General features: G+C 60.2%; 18 protein-coding genes. 8 read left to right on the top strand and 10 right to left on the bottom strand.

Going from position 1 to position 19299, the window contains the following annotated elements:
- Nucleotides 1-10: 10 nt before the first annotated feature.
- Entirely contained in the window at nucleotides 11-790 is a 780-nt protein-coding gene (gene nth / locus ACIQJ2_RS21670) for an endonuclease III (RefSeq protein ID WP_400672161.1), read from the top strand.
- Here the strand turns inward: nth and ACIQJ2_RS21665 are convergent.
- On the bottom strand, nucleotides 787-1509 hold the full coding sequence (locus tag ACIQJ2_RS21665; protein ID WP_400672163.1) for a sulfate transporter family protein: 723 nt from the start codon (nucleotides 1507-1509) through the stop codon (nucleotides 787-789). The two genes, nth and ACIQJ2_RS21665, sit on opposite strands and share 4 nt — an antisense overlap.
- A gap of 253 nt (nucleotides 1510-1762) precedes the next feature.
- Between ACIQJ2_RS21665 and ACIQJ2_RS21660 the strand changes: the two genes are divergently transcribed.
- Nucleotides 1763-2614, top strand: a complete 852-nt coding sequence (locus tag ACIQJ2_RS21660; RefSeq protein WP_400672166.1) for a MurR/RpiR family transcriptional regulator — start codon at nucleotides 1763-1765, stop codon at nucleotides 2612-2614.
- Between the two features lie 18 nt (nucleotides 2615-2632).
- Here the strand turns inward: ACIQJ2_RS21660 and ACIQJ2_RS21655 are convergent, their stop codons facing one another.
- The 9 genes from ACIQJ2_RS21655 to ACIQJ2_RS21615 form a co-directional block, all read right to left on the bottom strand.
- Nucleotides 2633-4216, bottom strand: coding sequence for an FGGY-family carbohydrate kinase (locus ACIQJ2_RS21655; protein WP_400672168.1), 1584 nt, complete (start codon nucleotides 4214-4216; stop codon nucleotides 2633-2635).
- A gap of 20 nt (nucleotides 4217-4236) precedes the next feature.
- Nucleotides 4237-4911: an HAD family hydrolase gene (locus ACIQJ2_RS21650; RefSeq protein ID WP_199143918.1), complete on the bottom strand. Its 675-nt coding sequence runs from the start codon at nucleotides 4909-4911 to the stop codon at nucleotides 4237-4239.
- Nucleotides 4912-5010: 99 nt separating this feature from the next.
- A complete protein-coding gene (locus tag ACIQJ2_RS21645; RefSeq protein WP_400672171.1) occupies nucleotides 5011-6492 on the bottom strand; it encodes a mannitol dehydrogenase family protein in 1482 nt (493 codons plus the stop codon).
- A 152-nt stretch (nucleotides 6493-6644) separates the two neighbouring features.
- Complete coding sequence (locus tag ACIQJ2_RS21640; RefSeq protein ID WP_199143916.1) at nucleotides 6645-7643, bottom strand: ABC transporter ATP-binding protein; 999 nt, start codon at nucleotides 7641-7643, stop codon at nucleotides 6645-6647.
- Nucleotides 7644-7654: 11 nt separating this feature from the next.
- On the bottom strand, nucleotides 7655-8497 hold the full coding sequence (locus ACIQJ2_RS21635; RefSeq protein WP_199143914.1) for a carbohydrate ABC transporter permease: 843 nt from the start codon (nucleotides 8495-8497) through the stop codon (nucleotides 7655-7657).
- A 1-nt stretch (nucleotide 8498) separates the two neighbouring features.
- Nucleotides 8499-9371 carry a carbohydrate ABC transporter permease gene (locus tag ACIQJ2_RS21630; protein WP_199143913.1) on the bottom strand — a complete coding sequence of 291 codons (873 nt, stop codon included), beginning with the start codon at nucleotides 9369-9371 and terminating at the stop codon, nucleotides 8499-8501.
- Between the two features lie 147 nt (nucleotides 9372-9518).
- Nucleotides 9519-10835, bottom strand: a complete 1317-nt coding sequence (locus ACIQJ2_RS21625) for a sugar ABC transporter substrate-binding protein (RefSeq protein ID WP_199143912.1) — start codon at nucleotides 10833-10835, stop codon at nucleotides 9519-9521.
- A 147-nt stretch (nucleotides 10836-10982) separates the two neighbouring features.
- On the bottom strand, nucleotides 10983-11936 hold the full coding sequence (locus ACIQJ2_RS21620) for a sugar-binding transcriptional regulator (protein ID WP_400672176.1): 954 nt from the start codon (nucleotides 11934-11936) through the stop codon (nucleotides 10983-10985).
- 42 nt (nucleotides 11937-11978) lie between these two features.
- Nucleotides 11979-12434 carry an RbsD/FucU family protein gene (locus tag ACIQJ2_RS21615; RefSeq protein WP_400672178.1) on the bottom strand — a complete coding sequence of 152 codons (456 nt, stop codon included), beginning with the start codon at nucleotides 12432-12434 and terminating at the stop codon, nucleotides 11979-11981.
- Between the two features lie 226 nt (nucleotides 12435-12660).
- Between ACIQJ2_RS21615 and ACIQJ2_RS21610 the strand changes: the two genes are divergently transcribed.
- From ACIQJ2_RS21610 to ACIQJ2_RS21585, 6 genes are all read left to right on the top strand, one after another.
- Nucleotides 12661-13320 (top strand): response regulator transcription factor, encoded by a 660-nt coding sequence (locus tag ACIQJ2_RS21610; RefSeq protein ID WP_199143908.1) that lies wholly within the window; start codon nucleotides 12661-12663, stop codon nucleotides 13318-13320.
- A complete protein-coding gene (locus ACIQJ2_RS21605; protein ID WP_400672180.1) occupies nucleotides 13317-14669 on the top strand; it encodes an ATP-binding protein in 1353 nt (450 codons plus the stop codon). Before ACIQJ2_RS21610 ends, ACIQJ2_RS21605 begins: the two co-directional genes overlap by 4 nt.
- Before the next feature lie 87 nt (nucleotides 14670-14756).
- Nucleotides 14757-15683, top strand: a complete 927-nt coding sequence (locus tag ACIQJ2_RS21600) for an ROK family protein (protein WP_400672182.1) — start codon at nucleotides 14757-14759, stop codon at nucleotides 15681-15683.
- Nucleotides 15673-16383, top strand: a complete 711-nt coding sequence (locus tag ACIQJ2_RS21595; protein ID WP_400672184.1) for a copper homeostasis protein CutC — start codon at nucleotides 15673-15675, stop codon at nucleotides 16381-16383. The genes ACIQJ2_RS21600 and ACIQJ2_RS21595 overlap by 11 nt, the downstream gene beginning before the upstream one ends.
- A 241-nt stretch (nucleotides 16384-16624) precedes the next feature.
- Nucleotides 16625-17527, top strand: a complete 903-nt coding sequence (locus tag ACIQJ2_RS21590) for a DUF6030 family protein (protein ID WP_400672187.1) — start codon at nucleotides 16625-16627, stop codon at nucleotides 17525-17527.
- A 230-nt stretch (nucleotides 17528-17757) separates the two neighbouring features.
- A complete protein-coding gene (locus tag ACIQJ2_RS21585) occupies nucleotides 17758-19209 on the top strand; it encodes a DHA2 family efflux MFS transporter permease subunit (RefSeq protein WP_400672189.1) in 1452 nt (483 codons plus the stop codon).
- Nucleotides 19210-19299 lie beyond the last annotated feature (90 nt).

Genomic DNA, 19299 nt, shown 5'->3' with positions numbered 1-19299 from the left:
TAGGTCGTTCATGGCAAATCCCAAGGTCAAATCCAGCGCCCAAACCGTGAAAAAGTCAAATGCGACCGCAGGCCGCAAGCCGGCCGTAAAGAACCTTTACTCCAGGGCGGACCTGGAAGAGATCTTCCGTCGTTTCTCCATCCAGCGGCCGGAACCGAAGGGCGAGCTAGAGCACGTCAATCCCTTCACGCTCGTCGTTGCCGTTGCGCTATCGGCACAGGCGACCGATGCGGGCGTCAACAAGGCGACGCGCGCGCTTTTTGCCGTCGCCGATACGCCGCAAAAGATGCTCGATCTCGGCGAAGAGCGCATCCGCGAATACATCAAGACGATCGGCCTCTACCGCAACAAGGCAAAGAACGTCGTGGCGCTCTCGCAGAAGCTGATCACCGATTTCGGTGGCGAGGTGCCCCGCACCCGCGAGGAGTTGGTGACCCTGCCGGGCGTCGGCCGCAAGACCGCCAACGTCGTGCTCTCGATGGCTTTCGGTCAAGCGACAATGGCTGTCGACACCCACATCTTCCGCATTGCCAACCGGCTGCTCCTGGCCCCGGGCAAGACGCCTGATGAGGTCGAGCAGCGACTGATGAAGATCATTCCCGACGAGTATCTCTACCATGCGCACCATTGGCTGATCCTGCACGGGCGCTACTGTTGCAAGGCGCGCAAACCCGAGTGCGAACGCTGCGTCATCGCCGACCTCTGTCGGTCGCCGGAAAAGACCTGGGACATCCCGGCGCCGCTGGTCGAACTGCCTGCGCAGATGATCGGCACGAACGCCGCTAGCTAGGAACGTTGAATCCGCAGCCCGCTTTCCCGTCGCGAAATCAGCTTGTGCAGATGCACCATCATCCCGGCTGCGAACAGCGGTGTCAGCAGATTGAGCAATGGGATGGCCAGAAAGGCCGCGATTACGAGGCCGGCGAGGAAAACCGTAAAGGCGTGCTTGACGCGAAACTCCCGCGCCTCGTCCGGCGAGCGGAAGCGCATGGCGGCGAACTCGAAAAATTCCCGGCCGAGCAGATAACCGTTCACCAGAAAGAAGGCGATCAAATTGACGCCGGGGATGAACAACAGAAACAGCGCCACGATATTGCCGACGATGACGACACCGAGAAACCGCACGGAGCTTTTCATCGCCGCACCGAGCGGCATCGCCGTTCCGGGGACATCATCGGGGTAATCACGTTTCTCCACGACATCCGCGACATCGTCGAGAAAGAGGCCGGCAATCAGGGCCGTGATCGGCGATATCAGCAACGCCATTGCAAGCGCCAGCGCAATGCCGGCAAAAATGGCCAGAAAGAGCGTTAGCCAACCGGTCCAATCCGCACTGGCAGGCATGAAGCCTTGCAGCCATGGCAAGGCGAACGAATTGAATGCGCCGCGCAAGGCGAGCCAAAGTGCGGCAAGCGCCAGCAATGTCAGGCCGAGAACCTTCCAGAAAACCTTGCGCGTCTCAGGCGCAAAGAGATTTTCAAAAGCAAGGCGGGCAGCGAGGACAATCATGCGGTCGAGCTCTCATGGCGGATAGTCCGACACCTAGGGAGCGATAGCCCCGATATCAATATCCCCAGAAACATGCGAGTATGCTCAATTAAAAAATTGCATCATTGTAATAAAGTCCAGGCTAATATATTTTATACGCCTTGCTACGAACAACAAACAAAACAACAACGGCGGCCTTGAGAGATCTTCGTACCCGATTGTTCCACCAATTGGCGCACTCGAACATCAGAAGGACCGTCAGCGAGGCGGAAATTTGGAAGACCTTGGTCAGAAACTTAGGGAATATATCAAGGTTGGCACGCCGGCCGAGCGTCGAATTGCAAAGTATTTCTCGGAACACCTGAATGAATTGCCGTTCGAGACCGCCTCCTCCGTTGCCGACAGGCTGGAGTTGAGCCCTATGACGGTGGGACGCTTCCTACGATCCCTCGGCTACCACGGTCTGGACGGCATCAAGGTGCACCTGAAGGAAAACGCGCCTCCCGCCACGTTGCAACTGTCTAGCATTCTGGAGCAGTTGCAGAAGGATGCCGTCGAGAGCCGCCCCTTGGCCGCCCAGATCGTCGAGCAGGTGGAAATGCTCCAGCACATCTACAATCTCGCCAATCAACCGCAATGGCACGAGGCGGTTTCGACGATCCTGTCCTCCGCCAATGTGTTCATCACCGCCCATCCCGGCCTGGCGGGGCTCGGGCGCCATTTCTGCGACCGGCTGACGCTCGCACGCGATCACGTCCTCTTCCTCGATGGAGCCAATGGCAGCTACATCCAGATGTTTGGCGCACAATCGGAAAACAACCTCACCATCATCATCGATTCACCGCGCTTCGTCGCTTCGCGGTTATTGGCGCGAACGGCCCGTCGCGCCGGGCACAAGGTTCTGCTCGCAACCGGCCAATTTACGGAATGGGCGCATGAATTCGCCAATATCACGTTGTCCTTGCCGCCTCAGCGCGCGAATAGCGATGATAGCCTCTCGGGCATGATGGCGTTGCTGGAGCTGGTCTCGATGGCCGTCAGGCAGGCAGGCGGCGAGACAGCGGAGAGCAGGATACGCCGGATCGAAGAATTACAGGCGATGTTTGCCCCTGCACCGCTCAGATAGGCGATGCAAAACAAACATCTATTCCATGGCATCCAATTCAGCCCGATGTCGATACATGGCCAGAAAGCGCCGATAGTCACGATCGTAGAGTGCCTTCCTGCCCGCGTCCGGTAGCCGCTCGAGGCCGCCTGGATACATCGCAGCACCGGCAGCGCCCAGGCTTTCATGGATGCCGCAGGAAACGGAAGCGGCAATGGCCGTGCCGAGCAGCACCGTCTCGTTCATCTTCGGCATCACCACCTTGCAGCCGGTGACATCGGAATAGAGCTCCATCAGCACGGAATTCTTTACATGGCCGCCGGCAACGTGCAGCGTGTCGGGCACGTAGCCATAATCCCGCATCCGCTCCAGGATATGACGGATGCCGAGCGCAATGCCGACACTGGTGCGCCAGTAGAGCCGGCAGAGCCCGTCGAAGGATGCGTCCAGCGTCATGCCACTGATGACACCGAGGGCATGCGGATCCGCAAGCGGCGAGCGGTTACCGTGAAAGTCAGGCAGCACATGGATACGCCCGCCGAGAGTATCACCTTCGGCAAGCCTGAGCTCCGAGATCCGCCGGACGATGCGGTCATGCAGCGCCGCCGTCGGAGGGCCGCCGGCCGCATGCATGCTGACGATATGGTCGATAAGTGCACCCGTGGCCGATTGTCCCGCCTCGACAAGCCACATGCCCGGGAACACGGCTTCAAAATAAGGCCCCCACATGCCGGTGCTGCGCTTGCGCTCACGCGCAAAAGAAACAACGCAGCTCGACGTTCCCGCGATCAGCGCCAGCTGATGCTCCAGCGCGGCGGCATCACCGGCATGGCCGGCAAGCGCACCCAGCGCGCCGGCATAGGCATCGATCATGCCCGCACCGACATGACAGGCCGGGTCGAGGCCAAGCGCGTCAGCGGCTTCGGCCGTCAGCGTACCGATGCTCGTCCCGACCGCGGCACTTTCCTCGGGAAGATCGCCGCGCTCGCGCAGATCGCCGAGCCCTATCACATTGAGAAAATCAGCTTGCCAGCCCGGATCGCGATGCGCGAGATAGTTCCATTTTGCCACCAGCGTCGAGCGCGACCGGGCCACCGAACCGGTCGCCTTCCAGGTCATGAAATCAGCGAGGTCAAAGAAGTAACCTGCTTTTGCCCAGCTTTCCGGCAGGTTTTCCTTCAGCCACATCAGCTTCGGCATTTCCATTTCAGGCGACATGAACTCGCCGGAATAATGGAGAACCTCATGCGCGGTCGCGGTGCAATAGTCGGCCTCGGCAAGCGCCCGATGATCGAGCCAGACGATGGTATCGAACCGGCTTTCTCCGCCGGTGGAGACCGTCAGCTGTTTCCCTTCCCTATCGCGCACAACCAACGAACAGGTGGCATCGAAGCCGATGGCGCCGATTGCGGAAGCATCCACGCCGGAGGCCTTTACAGCTGCACGGACGGCGGTGCAGACGGCAGCCCAAATATCTTCGGAATCATGCTCGGCGTGGTTTTCACGCGGGCGATGCATCAGGATCGGATGTTCGCTTTTTGCCAGCAGTGAGCCGCCTGCCGTGAAGACACCGGCGCGCGCGCTGCCTGTGCCGATATCGACCGCAACCACGTGATCACGCATTCAAAGGAGGTCCCGACTACTTATCTCTTGTTGCGGACAAGTTGTAGCAATTCCGGCATCGCGTCAAACACGACTTCCGGCGAAAGTTGCTCCAGCTCCGCCCGGTAGCTTGGTGAATGCGCATGCGAACCGCCAGTGAAGGCGAAGACCGTCATACCGGCGGCGCGCGCCGCCGTGATCCCGGCCGGACTGTCTTCGATGACGATGCAATCCTTGGGCGAAACACCCATTTTTTCGGCGGCATAGAGGAAAAGATCCGGCGCCGGCTTGCCGCGCTTGACCATGCTGGCGCTGAAGATATTCGGCTCCAGTCTGTCGAGAAGGCCGGTCACGCCGAGCGAAAGGCGGATACGCTCCAGCTGGCTTGAGGAAGCTACGCAGCGCGGAAGCGAAAGCGCATCCAGCGTCGCGCCAATGCCATCGATCGGTTTCAGCTCGTGCTTGAAGCGCTCGTAAAGATTATTACGAACCCGATCCAGGAATGGCTGATCGATGAAGACATCGAATTCCGTCTGCATCGTATCGACGAGCGTTGCCAGGCTCTTGCCGAGGAAGCGGCTGTAGACATCCTCCTCGGTCATTTCAACGCCGATATCGTGCATTGCCTGGATGAGCACGCTGACCGACAGCGGTTCGCTGTCCACAAGCACACCGTCGCAATCGAAGATTACGAGCCCCTTCTCCGCATCGGTCATCTCAAATCCAACCTGAACTTTGTTGCCGTCACGACAGTACGATGTACCGGCATCACAATGGAAAACGGCCGAAACAGGAGAATTCCGGCCGTTTGAAAGTTATTCCGCGAGTTTGTTGTCCAAGTATAGCTGCAGGGTGACGCGGGTACCCTTTTCCCACAGCGTTTTCAGTGCATGCGCGAAGCGCTTGCGGAAGAGATCGGACTTGGCGACGTCGCCGAAAATATCGTCGAAGACAAGAAAGGCGTTCGGATCGTCCTTTGCCTTGACCGCCGCTTCATGCAGCCGATCGGCGCTGGCGTCGTTGAAGACGATATCCTTGCCGCTGTCGCTCTTGCCGGCGAAATAACGGCACCAGAGTGCGGAGACCAGCGCGAGGCCGACGATATCCTCGCCACGGCGGAGGCGATCGGCCGTGGACGGCAGGATGAACTTCGGCTGACGGTTCGAGCCGTCCTGCGCCAGGCGCGGAATGGTGTCGGCGATCTTCGGATTGGCGAAGCGCCGTTCGATCAGCTTGAAGTAGTCGGCAAGCACCGTGTTCGGCACCGGCGGGATCACGGGAATGATCTCGTCATTTTCAAGCTTGGCGAGGAAGGCACGGATCAGCGGCTCTTCCATGGCCTCATGCACGAAATGGATATCCATCAGCGCCGCCGGATAGGCAATCGCCGCATGGCCGCCGTTGAGGATGCGGATCTTCATGTGCTCATAGGGGGTGACATCGGGAACGAAGGTCACGCCGGCCTTTTCCAGCGGCGGCCGACCGGCAGGAAAGTTGTCTTCCAACACCCACTGCTTGAACTCTTCGCAATAGACCGGCCAGTTGTCCTCGATGTCGAAGGCTTGCTTCAGCAGATCGATCTCGCGCGTACCCGTTGCAGGCGTAATGCGATCGACCATGCCGTTCGGGAAGGCGACGTTTGCCGCGATCCAGTCGGCAAAGGCCGGATCGGACAGCCGTGCCGTGCCGACGACGGCGGCTTTGGTGACGCCGCCATTGTGGGGAATGTTGTCGCAAGACATGACGGTGAAGGGCTGCAGACCGGCGGCGCGGCGCGCCTTTAGGCCGGCCACGATCAGGCCGAACACCGTCTTCGGCGCATCCGGGTTCTGCCCGTCGGCTGATATCGCCGGATGAGCAGGATTGAACTTGCCGGAGGCATCGATGAAATAGCCGCCCTCGGTGATCGTCATGGAAACGATGCGGATCGTCGGATCAGCGAGCTTCGCAATGATGGCCTTGGCATCGCCAACAGGCAGAATGTCGATCATCGGCGCCGTCACACGGGCAGCGGTGCGATTATTGTCCTGCTCGACCACCGTCGTCAGGAAGTCCTGCGCGGCAAGCTTTTCCCGCATCGCCGCATCCGAAGGCAGCACGCCTGCACCGATGATTGCCCAGTCATGGGCCTCGCCGGCATTGAAGAGATCGTCGAGATAAACAGCCTGGTGGGCGCGATGGAAATTACCGACGCCGAAGTGCACGATGCCAGCCGAAAGCGACTTCGGATCGTAGGTGGGAATGGCAGCCTTTGCAGCCGCCTCCTGGAGAGTTGCGAGCGATAATTTGCACGTCATGTCTCTGGTCCTTCTGAAAGGTCTCTGGCTCCGGGCGTCCTGGGAAAACGGCGCCGGCCGCTATGCTTGTCCTCCTGCGGAGGTCGATGCATGCGAAGCGGGGGAAATGCGTTGGCCGCGCGCGTCGATCGCGCACGGCCTTGGCTTTTTGCTCAGATCGACAACCCCTGGGCGTTGAAGCGGTGAATATGCTGCTTGTCGGGCGTCAGGTAGACGGTATCGCCAGCCCGTGCCGGGAAGTCGCCCGAACCACGCGCCGTCACCGTGCCGATGCCATCGACGTCGATATGCAGGAAGGTGTCGGAGCCCAGATGCTCCGCAACCAGCACCTTGCCCTGCCAGTCACCGGAGGTGGTCGACAGCAGCACATGCTCCGGTCGCACGCCGATCGTGTCGCCCCCAAGGCTCTGGGCATAAGCACCTTTGACGAAGTTCATTTTCGGCGAACCGATGAAACCGGCGACGAAGAGATTGCGCGGAGAGCGATAAAGCTCCAGCGGCGACCCCACCTGCTCGATATTGCCGCGGTTGAGCACGACGATCTTGTCCGCCATGGTCATGGCCTCGACCTGATCGTGCGTCACATAGACCATCGTCGTTTTCAGCTGCTGATGCAGCTCGCTGATCTCAAGGCGCATGTTGACGCGCAACGCCGCATCGAGGTTCGACAAGGGTTCGTCGAACAGGAAGGCTGCCGGCTGGCGAACGATCGCGCGGCCAATGGCGACGCGCTGGCGCTGACCGCCGGAGAGCTGGCGCGGCTTGCGCTCCAGATAATCGGTCAGGTTCAGGACACGCGCGGCATCCGCGACCTTCTTGTCGATTTCCGCCTGCGGCATGTTGGCCATCTTCAATGGAAAGGCGATGTTCTTGCGCACGCTCATATGCGGATAGAGCGCATAGGATTGGAACACCATGGCAAGGCCGCGCTCGGACGGCTTGAGATTGGTGCCGTCCTTGCCGTCGATAAGGATCTGTCCACCGGAGACGTCCTCAAGGCCGGCGATCAGTCGCAACAAAGTCGACTTGCCACAGCCCGACGGGCCGACGAACACGACGAACTCGCCATTATCGATCTCAAGATCGATGGAAGGGATGACCTTGGCTTCGCCGAAGACCTTGGACACTTTTTTGAGAACAATGCTACCCATGTTTCTCTTCCTTACTTAACCGCGCCGAAGGTCAGGCCGCGAACGAGTTGTTTCTGGCTGAACCAGCCGAGGATCAGGATCGGAGCGATCGCCATGGTCGATGCCGCCGAGAGCTTGGCGTAGAACAGGCCCTCCGGGCTGGAATAGGAGGCGATGAAGGTGCTGAGCGGTGCGGCGTCGACAGCCGACAGGTTCAGCGTCCAGAAGGCCTCGTTCCAGGCGAGGATAATGTTGAGCAGCATCGTCGAAGCAAGACCGGGGATCGCCATCGGCGTCAGAACGTAGATGATCTCCTTGGCGAGCGTCGCCCCGTCCATGCGGGCTGCTTCGAGGATCTCGCCGGGGATCTCCTTGAAGTAGGTGTAGAGCATCCAGACGATGATCGGCAGGTTGATGAGCATCAGCACGACGACCATGCCGAGCCGGCTGGCGAACTGATTGTTCAGAAGGCCGAAGCTCTGGAACAGCAGATAGATCGGGATGAAGGCGCCGACAGGCGGCATCATCTTCGTGGAGAGCATCCACATCAGCACGTCCTTGGTCCGCTTGGTCGGCGAAAAAGCCATGGCCCAGGCGGCGGGAACGGCGACAAGCAACCCGAGGATCGTGGAGCCGAAGGCGATGATGACCGAATTGCCGAAGTGGAGGAAGTAATCCGAGCGCGCCTGCACCTCGAAATAATTCTCCAGCGTCCAGTGGAAGAAGAGGAATTGCGGCGGCGAGGCGATCGCATCGCCTTCCGTTTTGAAGCTCGTCAGGATCGTCCACAGGATCGGGAAGAAGATGAGGATTGCCACGATCCAGGCGGCGATAGATACGACGATCTTGCGTTGTGTGGTGACTTTGCGTGCCATCTCAAGCCTCCAGATTCTTGCCGACTGCGCGCATCAGGAAGATCGCGACGATATTGGCGAGGATGACGGCGATGATGCCACCTGCCGATGCGCCGCCGACGTCCTGCGACAGAACGATCTGCGAATAGACGAGATAGGTGAGGTTCGTGGTTGCCGTGCCCGGTCCGCCATTGGTGGTGACGAGGATCTCGGCAAAAGCGGAGAGCAGGAAGATCGTTTCGATCAGAATGACCACCGTGATGGCACGCGCCAGATGCGGCAGCGTGATGTAGATGAATTTCGAAACCGGTCCGGCGCCATCCATCTCTGCGGCTTCCTTCTGCTCTTCATCCAGCGACTGCAGAGCGGTCAGCAGGATGAGGGTTGCGAAGGGCAGCCATTGCCAGGCGACGATGATGATGATCGACAGAAGCGGAACCGTCTCCAGCCAGGTCAGCGGATCGAGCCCGAAAAGACGGAAGAGATGTGCCAGAAGCCCGTTCACCGGGTTCATGAACATATGCTTCCAGATGAGGGCGGCGACCGTCGGCATCACGAAGAAGGGCGCAAGCACCAGCATGCGCACGATGCCCTGGCCGAAGATCGGCTGATCAAGAAGGAGCGCCAGCGCGATGCCGCCGACCACGGTGATCACCAACGCACCGCCGACAAGCAGCAGCGTCACGATCAACGAGCTTAGGAAGGCAGGGTCGGTGACGAAGTATTCGTAGTTGAGAAACCCGAGGAAATCATGCGAGCCGGGATTGAGCAGATTGTAGTTCAGCGTCGAGAAATAGATCGTCATCACAAGCGGGACGATCATCCACGCGAAGAGTAGCAGAACCGAAGGCGCCATCATCAGGCGCGCGGTAGAACGGGTGTGCAACGTTGCCATGGCAAATACCGACCTATCTTTAATCAGGAAGGGGTGGCTGCGGACCGGCGGAAACAAAAAAGGCCGCCAAGGGCAATTCGGGCGCTCGGCGGCCTAGGGGAAAGCAGCACTCGAGAGGTGTGCTGCCTTCCATCGTTTCGGAGGCCCTTACTTCGGGTAGCCGGCCTTCTTCATTTCGCGTTCCGTCAGCTGCTGGGCAGCCTTCAGAGCCTGGTCGACGGAGATCTGGCCGGCAAGAGCGGCCGAGAACTGCTGGCCGACAGCCGTGCCGATACCCTGGAACTCAGGAATAGCGACGAACTGAACGCCGACATAGGGAACCGGCTTGACGGTCGGATGCGTCGGATCAGCAGAGTTGATCGAGTCGAGCGTCATCTTGGCGAAGGGGGCTGCCTTCTGGTAGTCCGCATTCGCGTAGAGCGAGGTACGGGTGCCGGGAGGTGCGTTCAGCCAGCCTTCCTTCTGAGCGACAAGGTTGGTGTATTCCTTGCTGGTTGCCCAGGAGATGAACTTTTCCGCAGCTTCGGTCTTCTTCGAGGAAGCGGGGATGGCGAGGTTCCATGCCCAGAGCCAGTTGCCGCGCTTGCCGAGGCCCTTGTCCGGAGCCAGAGCGAAGCCGACCTTGTCGGCAACCTTGGATTCCTTCGGATCGGAGACGAAAGAAGCGGCAACCGTCGCGTCGATCCACATCCCGCACTTGCCGGATTGGAACAGGGCCAGGTTTTCGTTGAACCCGTTGGAAGAAGCACCTGGAGGGCCTGCGTCCTTCATCAGCTTGACGTAGAAGTCGAGTGTCGCCTTCCATTCCGGCTGGTCGAACTGTGCCTTCCACTTCTCGTCGAACCAGCGGGCGCCGAACGAATTCGACATCGCCGTCAGGAACGCCATGTTCTCGCCCCAGCCGGCCTTGCCGCGAAGGCAGATGCCGTAGACTTCATGGTCCTTGTCGGTGATCTTGCGGGCGGCATCGGCAACGAAGTCCCAGGTCGGCGCGTCCGGCATCTTCAGGCCGGCCTTGTCGAACAGATCCTTGCGGTACATCACCATCGAGCTTTCGCCGTAGAACGGTGCCGCATAAAGCTTGCCACCGGTGGTCAGACCGCTGCGAATGGCCGGGAGAAGGTCATTCACGTCATAGTCCTTGTCGGCGGAAAGCTTGTCGAGCGATGCGAGCCAGCCAAGCTTGCTCCAGATCGGCACTTCGTAGGTGCCGATGGTCAGTACGTCGTACTGGCCGGCCTTGGTGGCGATGTCGGTCGTGACCTTCTGGCGCAGGACGTTTTCTTCAAGCGTAACCCATTGCAGGTCGATACCGGGGTTCTTGGCTTTGAAGTCGTCCGTAAGCTTCTGCATACGGACCATGTCGCCGTTGTTGACGGTTGCGATCGTGAGAGTTTCGGCAGAGGCCAGGCCAGCAAACATCAGCGCCGAGCAGGCGCTCAGCAATAAAGTCTTCAATTTCATATCTTCCTCCCCAGAAGATTAAAAATGAGCATTCGCTTTGCTCGTGAGCAATTACTCACTCGTTGCGACAAAATGTCAATGCGAATTCGTTGCTGCATTGCCGAGCAAGCAGCCTATCATTTTGTTTTTATGGACTAAATTTTTTGCTCAATCCTTGAGCAAAAACTCGGCAACTGCCTCGTCGGTGATCAAACCATTGATTTGGCGGCCGATGACGGCAGCCTTGATCGCCTCGAACTTGCGTTTTCCCTTGGCGATTCCGATGACGGCAGAGGTGTCGCGCGAGGGGATCGGCGCACTTGCCACGCGCTCGTTGACATCGTCGGGCATCAGTTTGCCCTCGCCGTCGAAGACCCAGCCACAGATCTCGCCGGCGGCGCCGCGCTGCATCAGGGCGAGCATTTCGTCTTTCTCGAGAAATCCGTCGAGACAGAGCGGGGCTTCGATGCCCATTTCGCCGATACCGACAAAGGTGACGTCGGCCTGCGCGCTGATATCGAGCGTCGAGCGCACGAGTGCCTGCGCATGCAGCAGCTCGCGTTCCTCCGCGGACGACACCAGCACTGGCAGCGGCATGGGAAAATGCCGCGCCTTGACGACGTCTGCCATGCTGAAGATGACATTGTAGTAGGCGGCCGAACCATCCGGCCCGATATTGCCGGTCAGCGACACCACCCGATGCTGCAGACACTCGATCGCCGGCAACTGGTCGACCGCAGCCTTCAGCGTGCGCCCCGTACCGATCGCCACCACGATCGGATCGCCGCGTCTCAACCAGCGCTCGATTTCCGCCGCTCCAGCCTCAGCGATGCCGACCGTCGACGATGCACCGTCCGGATCGCTCGGCACCACGTCGACATGCTTGAGATCGAATTTCCGTTTCAGCGCTGCAGCATATTCCAGACAGGCCGCGATTGGATGATCGAGCCGAACCTTGATCAGCCGCTCGGCAACGGCGAGCGACACCAGCCGCTGCGCCGACTGACGAGAAATTCCCATTGCAGCTGCGATCTCGTCCTGCGTCCGCCCGGCGACATAGTAGAGCCAACCGGCGCGCGCCGCATCATCGAGCCGCCCTTGGGAATCCAGCTTCTTCGCCATCACATTCCTTTATCGAAACAGCGCTTTTCTCCGATGATCGGATCACGCATTTTCCGGCGGGATGACGCCCTTGGTCAAGGTGAAACAACCGTAGAAGCGGCGCTCGCCCGTCTGGATGATGCAATAGGCATCCTTGGCGCGCTCGTAAAAAGCGAAGCGTTCGACCGGCGACAACGGCCAATGCTTGCCTTCGGCCTTGTCGATCGCAGCCTGAACCTCGCGCTGAACCTGCGGCACCTCATCCGGCGCACCAACAACTTCCATGCGCGTCGCCGCGTCGTCGATGAAGGTATCGAGAGGCATCAGCGACAAGATCGCGGCAACTGCGTCGGCCGCCGGCACGTTGTCGATGCGCAGCAGCTCGCCCAGAACCGTCTGGCTCGCAATGGCCTCGGCAGGGAAATTCGTGTCGACAACGACGAGCATGTCGCCATGCCCCATCGATTTCAGCGCGTAAAGCACATCCGCATTCAACAGCGGCGAAATTCCCTTCAGCATGACCGAACAACCTCCAATGGCTTGCTGCGGCAATCCACTGGCCGCTTCGTTCCGGAGGCAAAGAAGTAACCACGGCGTTCCTGTCTGTCCATAGGCGCCGGGAACGTTTTCGGCAAAGGTGCGCCCCCTTGAAGAGCATATCTCCACATGGCCTATTTTGGCCGTTATTGACCCGATAGGTTCGTCGGCATTAACTGAAGCGCAGTCAACGGTTGAGAGGGCTAAGGTGCGGATTCTTCTTGTGGAAGACGATGATACGATCGGCAGCGCCGTTCGCGACCATATTGCGGCAAGCGCTCATGCCGTCGACTGGGTGAAAAACCTGGCCGACGCCGATGAAGTGACCAGTGCCGTCAATTACGGTCTTGTCCTTTTGGACCTGCAGCTCCCGGACGGCAGCGGCATCGAGTTTCTGAAGCGCCTGCGCCGCAAGCCCGACGAAACTCCGGTCATCATCCTGACGGCGCGCGACCAGATCTCCGATCGTATCGAGGGCCTGAACAGTGGCGCTGACGATTACCTCGTAAAGCCCTTCAATCTTGGCGAGCTCAGCGCCCGTATCCTGGCGGTTGCCCGTCGCTACATCGGTAGCCCGCAGCCGACCGTCCGCTTTGCCGACCTTGAGATCGATCAGCCCCAACGGCTGGTCCGGCTCGAGGGCAAGAACATCATCCTGACAGGCCGTGAATGGGCCGTGCTGGATCTGCTGGTCGCACGACCGGGCGCTATCGTCTCGAAAGACAAGATCGAAGAGGCGCTCTATGCCTTCGGTTCCGAAATCGAGAGCAACACGGTCGAAGTCTATGTCAGCCGCCTCAGAAAGAAGATCGGCAAGGACCGTATCCGCACGGCCCGAGGCGTAGGCTACAGCCTGGGTGACAGATGACGGAACACAAGGAGCCGAGCCGTGCAAGCATCACCTGGCGCCTGATCGCCGCGCTCACGGGCACCGTCGTGCTTTTCTGGCTGATCGCGGTCGGCATCGGTGTCTATGTCGTCAACAAGGAATTGTCCGAGACTTTCGATGGCGCGCTACAGGAAACCGCAGAGCGATTGCTGCCCCTGGTGCTGGACGACCTGGCCAATCGCGACCATTCGGGCGATCCCCAAAGCCTCGAACAGCTCAATAAGGGGCTGAACCGCGAATATCTGACCTATCAGGTGCTCGACGCCAACGGCAAGGTGATCCTCCACTCGCACGATGCCCCGCCGACAGCCTACGAAGTGCCGCTGGAAATCGGCTTCCACAATACGCCGCGGTACCGCATCTACACGGAATCGTCGGCCGACGGCACGATCTTCCTGCACGTCGCCGACGCCTTCAAGAATCGGCGCGAAGCATCCCGCGAAAGCGGCGTCGCGCTGCTGTGGCCACTGCTGGCCCTCATCCCCGCCAGCATTGTCGCCATCGGCCTCGTCGTCGGCCGTTCGCTGCGCCCGATCGATCGCCTGCGATCGCAGATCGCCACCAAGGACGGCGGCAACATGATGCCGCTGGATAGCGAAGCCCTGCCGCGCGAATTGCAGCCGATCGCTCGTTCCGTCAATCTGCTGCTCGATCGCCTCCGACTGGCGCTCGAAGCGGAAAGAGAATTCTCCGCCAACAGCGCGCATGAACTGCGCACCCCGATTGCAGGCGCTCTCGCACAGACCCAGCGCCTGCTCGCAGAACTGCCGCCCGGGCAGTCGACCGAACGTGCCGCCCTTATCGAAACGTCGCTTTCCAATCTCGGCCGCCTGGCCGAAAAGCTGCTGCAGTTGTCCCGCGCCCAGGCAGGCATCGGCACCGGCGAAAAACCGATCGATCTGATTGCTGTGATCGAAACCGTGATCGGCGATTACGATCGCGACACCGGCACTGCCGGCCGCGTCCTGCTGGAAGACGACACCAAGGAAAGACTGATCCGAAACATCGATATCGATGCCTTCGCAATCGTCATGCGCAACCTGATCGAGAACGCCTTGATCCATGGGCCGGTGGACGACGAAGTGACTGTCCGCGTCGATGACGGCACCGTCCGGGTCGTCAACGGCGGCACCGTGCTTTCGCAGGAGGAACTCGCCGGCCTGAAGAAGCGTTTCTGGCGCGGCAAGACGAAAGCTGCCGGTTCCGGCCTCGGGCTTTCCATCGTCGAGCGCATCGTCAATCAGATCGGCGGGCGCGTCGATCTCCTCTCGCCCGCCACGGGAAGACCGGACGGCTTCGAAGCAAGGATCACGCTGCCGCGCGGTTGATGGCCGCATGGCACCAGAAGGAATAGCCTTGCAAAGACCGGCAAAGGGTGCGAGCAAGTGCCGCATGTTTCTTGCAGGTCTGTATTCATGATCGTTTCCTTCGACATCGGCGGCAGCGCCATCAAGGGCGGAATCGCCCGCTCCATGACCGACATCCTGCCGCTGGCGCGGCGCCCTACCCCAAAGCATGATTTTTCCGAGTTCGTCGCAGCCTTGCGCGGTGTCATCGCCGAAGCGGGTGAGAAACCGGCATGCCTCTCCTTCTCCATCGCCGGGGTCGTCGATCCCGACACGCAGGCGCTGACCTGCGCCAACATACCCTGCATCCATGGTCGGCACCTTGCAGCCGATCTGGAAGCCGAACTCGGCTACCCCGTACTGATCGCCAATGATGCGGATTGCTTCGCCATGGCCGAGGCCAAGTCGGGTGCGGGCCGAGGCCATCGCATTGTCTTCGGCGCCATTCTCGGCACCGGCGTCGGCGGCGGCCTGGTAGCGGATGGCCGCCTCGTCAACGCCGCCGGCGGTTTTGCCGGCGAATGGGGTCACGGTCCCATCATCGCGTCCTTTGCCGGCAATCCGCCGGCCGCCATCCCCGCCTATCCCTGCGGCTGCGGTCAGAAGGGCTGCGTCGACACTGTCGGCGGCGCCCGTGGCATCGAACGCGTGCACAAGACGCTGCATGGTGTCGAATTGTCGAGCGAAGAAATCATCGACCAATGGCTGAAGGACGATGCTGAGGCGCAACGCACCATCGACGTCATGATCGATCTGGTTGCCTCGCCGCTGGCCCTGACGATCAATATAACCGGTGCCACCATTGTTCCAGTCGGCGGCGGCCTGTCCAATGTCGAACCGCTCTTGGCGCGGCTGGACGAAGCGGTGCGCGACCGCACCCTGCGCAAGTTCGGCCGGCCGCTGGTCGTTCCCAGCCAGTGCAAGCTCGAACCGGGACTGATCGGTGCCGCCCTGCTGGGACTGCAATATATCGGAGAACACGACCATGCTGCTTGAGATCTGCGTCGATGATATCTCCGGTCTCAAGACCGCCATTGCCGGCGGCGCAGATCGCATCGAGCTGTGCAGCGCGCTCTCTGTCGGCGGCCTCACGCCGAGCGCCGGACTGATTGCCGCGGCGGCAGACCTGCCTGTCCCCTCTTATGCCATGATCCGCCCCCGCGCCGGCAGCTTCATATATTCGGCCGATGAGCTCGACGTCATGAAGCGCGATATCGACGCATGTCGTAACGCCGGCCTTCCGGGGGTGGTATTCGGCGCCTCGTTGCCCGACGGGCGCCTCGATTTCGACACGCTCTCCGCACTGGTGGCGCATTCAGGCACTCTTGGCAAAACGTTGCATCGCGCATTCGATCTGGTTCCGGATATCGGAGAGGCGGTCGAAATGGCCGTCTCCCTCGGTTTCGAACGCATACTGACTTCAGGCTGTGCAAAGACGGGGGCAGAAGGCGTTGACGTGCTGGAGCGGGCAATTGCTCTCGCTGCCGGCCGTATCTCCATCATGCCGGGCGCGGGCGTCTCGCTGGCGACGGTCGGCCAATTGTGGCCGCGACTTCAGATCGGCGAAATCCACTCCTCCGGTGCGGTGACTGTGATGGAGAACGACAAGCGCCTGCTCGATCTCGGATTCTCGACACCATCTTCCCGTCACACCGATGCGGCGACCGTGAAGGCACTGAAAGCCTACTTCGCCTAGGGCGGTTCAGCTTTTCACGGAATCTCGTCGCTGCTGCATGCTGTTGTCTCGTTGCAATTCCGGACGGAAAACCGCTGCGTGCTTTTTCTATCGCTGCTCGCAGCAACATCATGAATTGACAAAGAAACATTAGAATGATCAATCGTTCATAAACGCATATGCTGTAGGCATGGGCGAGCTGCGCAACATGCGGTCGTTGCAGCAAGGCAGGTTTCCTCGGGAGTAGCTGTAGATCTCGATCATGTCGGTGGCGCCACCTCGCAAGAAAAGCTGGGCTGTGTTCTGGATTGCGGCTGTTGTCATCGGCTCGATCATTCTCGCGACCGCATTGCTTGCCAACGACATGCGAAATCTGAGAGCGCTGGATCGCCGTTATCATCTCGATCTGTTCCCCGTATCGGAACAGCAGACCGCACCTCCGCCGACACAGAGTGCCGAGAGCAAGCCTCCCCCGCCCTCAGCCGCAACCTCCTCCAACAGCATAGCCGGCAACCACACCGCCGCACCGGAAAGCCCTCCTGTGCATAGCGCCAACGCCCCGGCTAAGGCGGTGGTTGCGAAATCCCCCCCGCGCAAGACCTCGCACCTGTTCGATGAGCCTGTCGACGCGCTGCGCAGCGCCTTCGTGCGAAGCTGGAGAATATCCGGCGAGAAGCTTTGCTCGGATCTGGTGACATTTGGCCTGTCCGTGGGCCAATGGCGGTCGAGCGAACTGGGCGCCGGCACCTCGGAATGCAGCTATGCCGTCCAGAAAGGCGCCTACGGCGACGCTAAGGCCGCATCCTTCTTCATCATTGCCCGCGGCAAGCCGACCGGCGAACTCGATACCATTCGCATCAAGGTCATCATGCCCGACAATGACGACGGCAAGGCCATAGCCAGCACCTTTGTCGACACCGTGGTGCTGCTGCTCAACGAAACGCGCTGGCTGGACTTTCAAACCGCGCTGGATGCGATCGGCAAGCTGCAGGACGTGACGCTGCAGGCCTTCGGCGCCAAGCTCAGTTTCTTCAAGGAATTCCAGAGCAACAATAGCTTCAATCTTCAGCTGGAGCTGCGAAGAACATCGCCGGAACAGATCCGAACCGCCATCGTTTTCGACAAGGCGCGCTGGACGCTGCAGTCTCCCGCCACGACGAATTAAGATATGTTGCGTAAAAGAACATGCCGGCCTTGCGACAATGACCGTTGCAAGATCAAGAGCTTAACGCGCGCCTAGCACATCTGAGATATCCTGGCGCGCTCCAGGTGAGTAGACAAACCTGGTCTCCGCGAGCCTCTCATGGTTCGGTTTTTGTTGCACTGCGCCATGGATAATGGTCATATCAATAGGAAACGCCTGCCCCCTCAGGCGGTGGAAAGCCATTACATTCCATGGACTCGCCTGATCTCAATTCACAGGGCCAGACTTTCGCGGTCGAACGCAATCCTCGCCTGCGTTACATCATCCCTGCCGTCGTTGCCGTTGCCTTCCTGATGGAGCAGCTGGATTCGACCATTCTCATCACCGCTGTACCGGATATCGCCAAAAGCCTCGCAACGACCCCGGTGCGCATGAACCTGGCGGTAACCACCTATATCCTCACACTTGCCATGTTCATCCCGGTGAGCGGCTGGTTTGCGGACCGGTTTGGGGCACGCCGCATATTCGCGCTTTCCCTTTGCATCTTCACGATCGGCTCGATCCTGTGCGGCCTGGCGACCAGCCTGCCGATGCTGATCGCCACGCGTGCGCTGCAGGGCTTCGGCGGCGCGATGATGACGCCCGTCGGGCGCCTCATCCTCATCCGCAGCTTCCCGCGCAGCCAGCTTGTCACCGCCATGACCTACATGACCCTGCCCGCCGTCATCGGGCCGGTCATCGGGCCGGTGCTCGGCGGCTTCCTGACGACATATCTTTCCTGGCGCTGGATATTCTGGGTGAACCTGCCCTTTGGCCTGATCGGCATCTTCATGGCATTGCGTTATGTCGAAGATACCGAGCGCGACAAAACGATCAGGTTCGACTTTCCCGGCTTCGTCATGGTCGGTCTCGGCTGCGTGTTGCTGCAATACGGGATCGAGAATATCGGCCGCCCTACTATTCCGGTTTGGGCAATTTTCGTCGCTCTCGCCGCCGCCGGCCTGCTGCTCGCAGGCTTCATCCGCTATGCCAGAACGGCTGAGGCGCCGGCTGTCGACCTAACCCTGTTCCGGCTGCGCACCTTCCGCATCGGCACCTTGGCCGGCGGTGTCTGTCGCGTCGGGTTGAATGGCGTTCCCTTCCTGCTGCCGCTGATGCTGCAGGTCGGTTTTGGCCTCAGTCCGATCGTATCGGGCACGCTGACCTTCGTCAGCGCTCTCAGCGCGCTTGTCGTGCGGCCCGTATCGGTGAAACTTCTGAAGCTTTACGGCTTCGACCGAATCCTGACATGGAGCGCTGTCTTCGGCGCAGCCGTCGTCGCCGGTTTCACGCTGATTACGCCGAGCACGCCGCACTGGGTCATCATCGTCTACGTCTTCGTCTTCGGGTTGGCGCGGGCAGCGCAGTTCATGACCTCCAATACCCTGTCATATTCCGACACGCCGGCAGCCCAGCTCAGCCGTGCGACCAGCCTCGGCGGCGTCCTTCAGCAGTTGAGCGTCAGCTTCGGGGTCTCCGTCGCCGCAATGCTGCTTGGCCTCGTCACGCTGGACGGCTCGCCGCTGACGCCGGAAAAATTCCACATGGCATTTCTGCTGATGGCCGTGATCCCGCTGCTCGGCATACCCGGCTTCCTGAAGCTCCAGCCGGAAGACGGTGTGCAGGTTAGCGGCCACCAACGCAGACAGGGACAATCGTCCTAAAGCGCGTCGCGATCTCTAAGATTCGCTTCACGGGCTTTCGCTCTTTGATTTCACACATGTCGTAGTCGCAAAACCGCTGCACACTTTTGC

Source organism: Rhizobium sp. NPDC092011 (genome assembly GCF_044756305.1).
Classification (GTDB): domain Bacteria; phylum Pseudomonadota; class Alphaproteobacteria; order Rhizobiales; family Rhizobiaceae; genus Rhizobium.
This window is presented reverse-complemented; position numbering and strand designations above follow the sequence as displayed.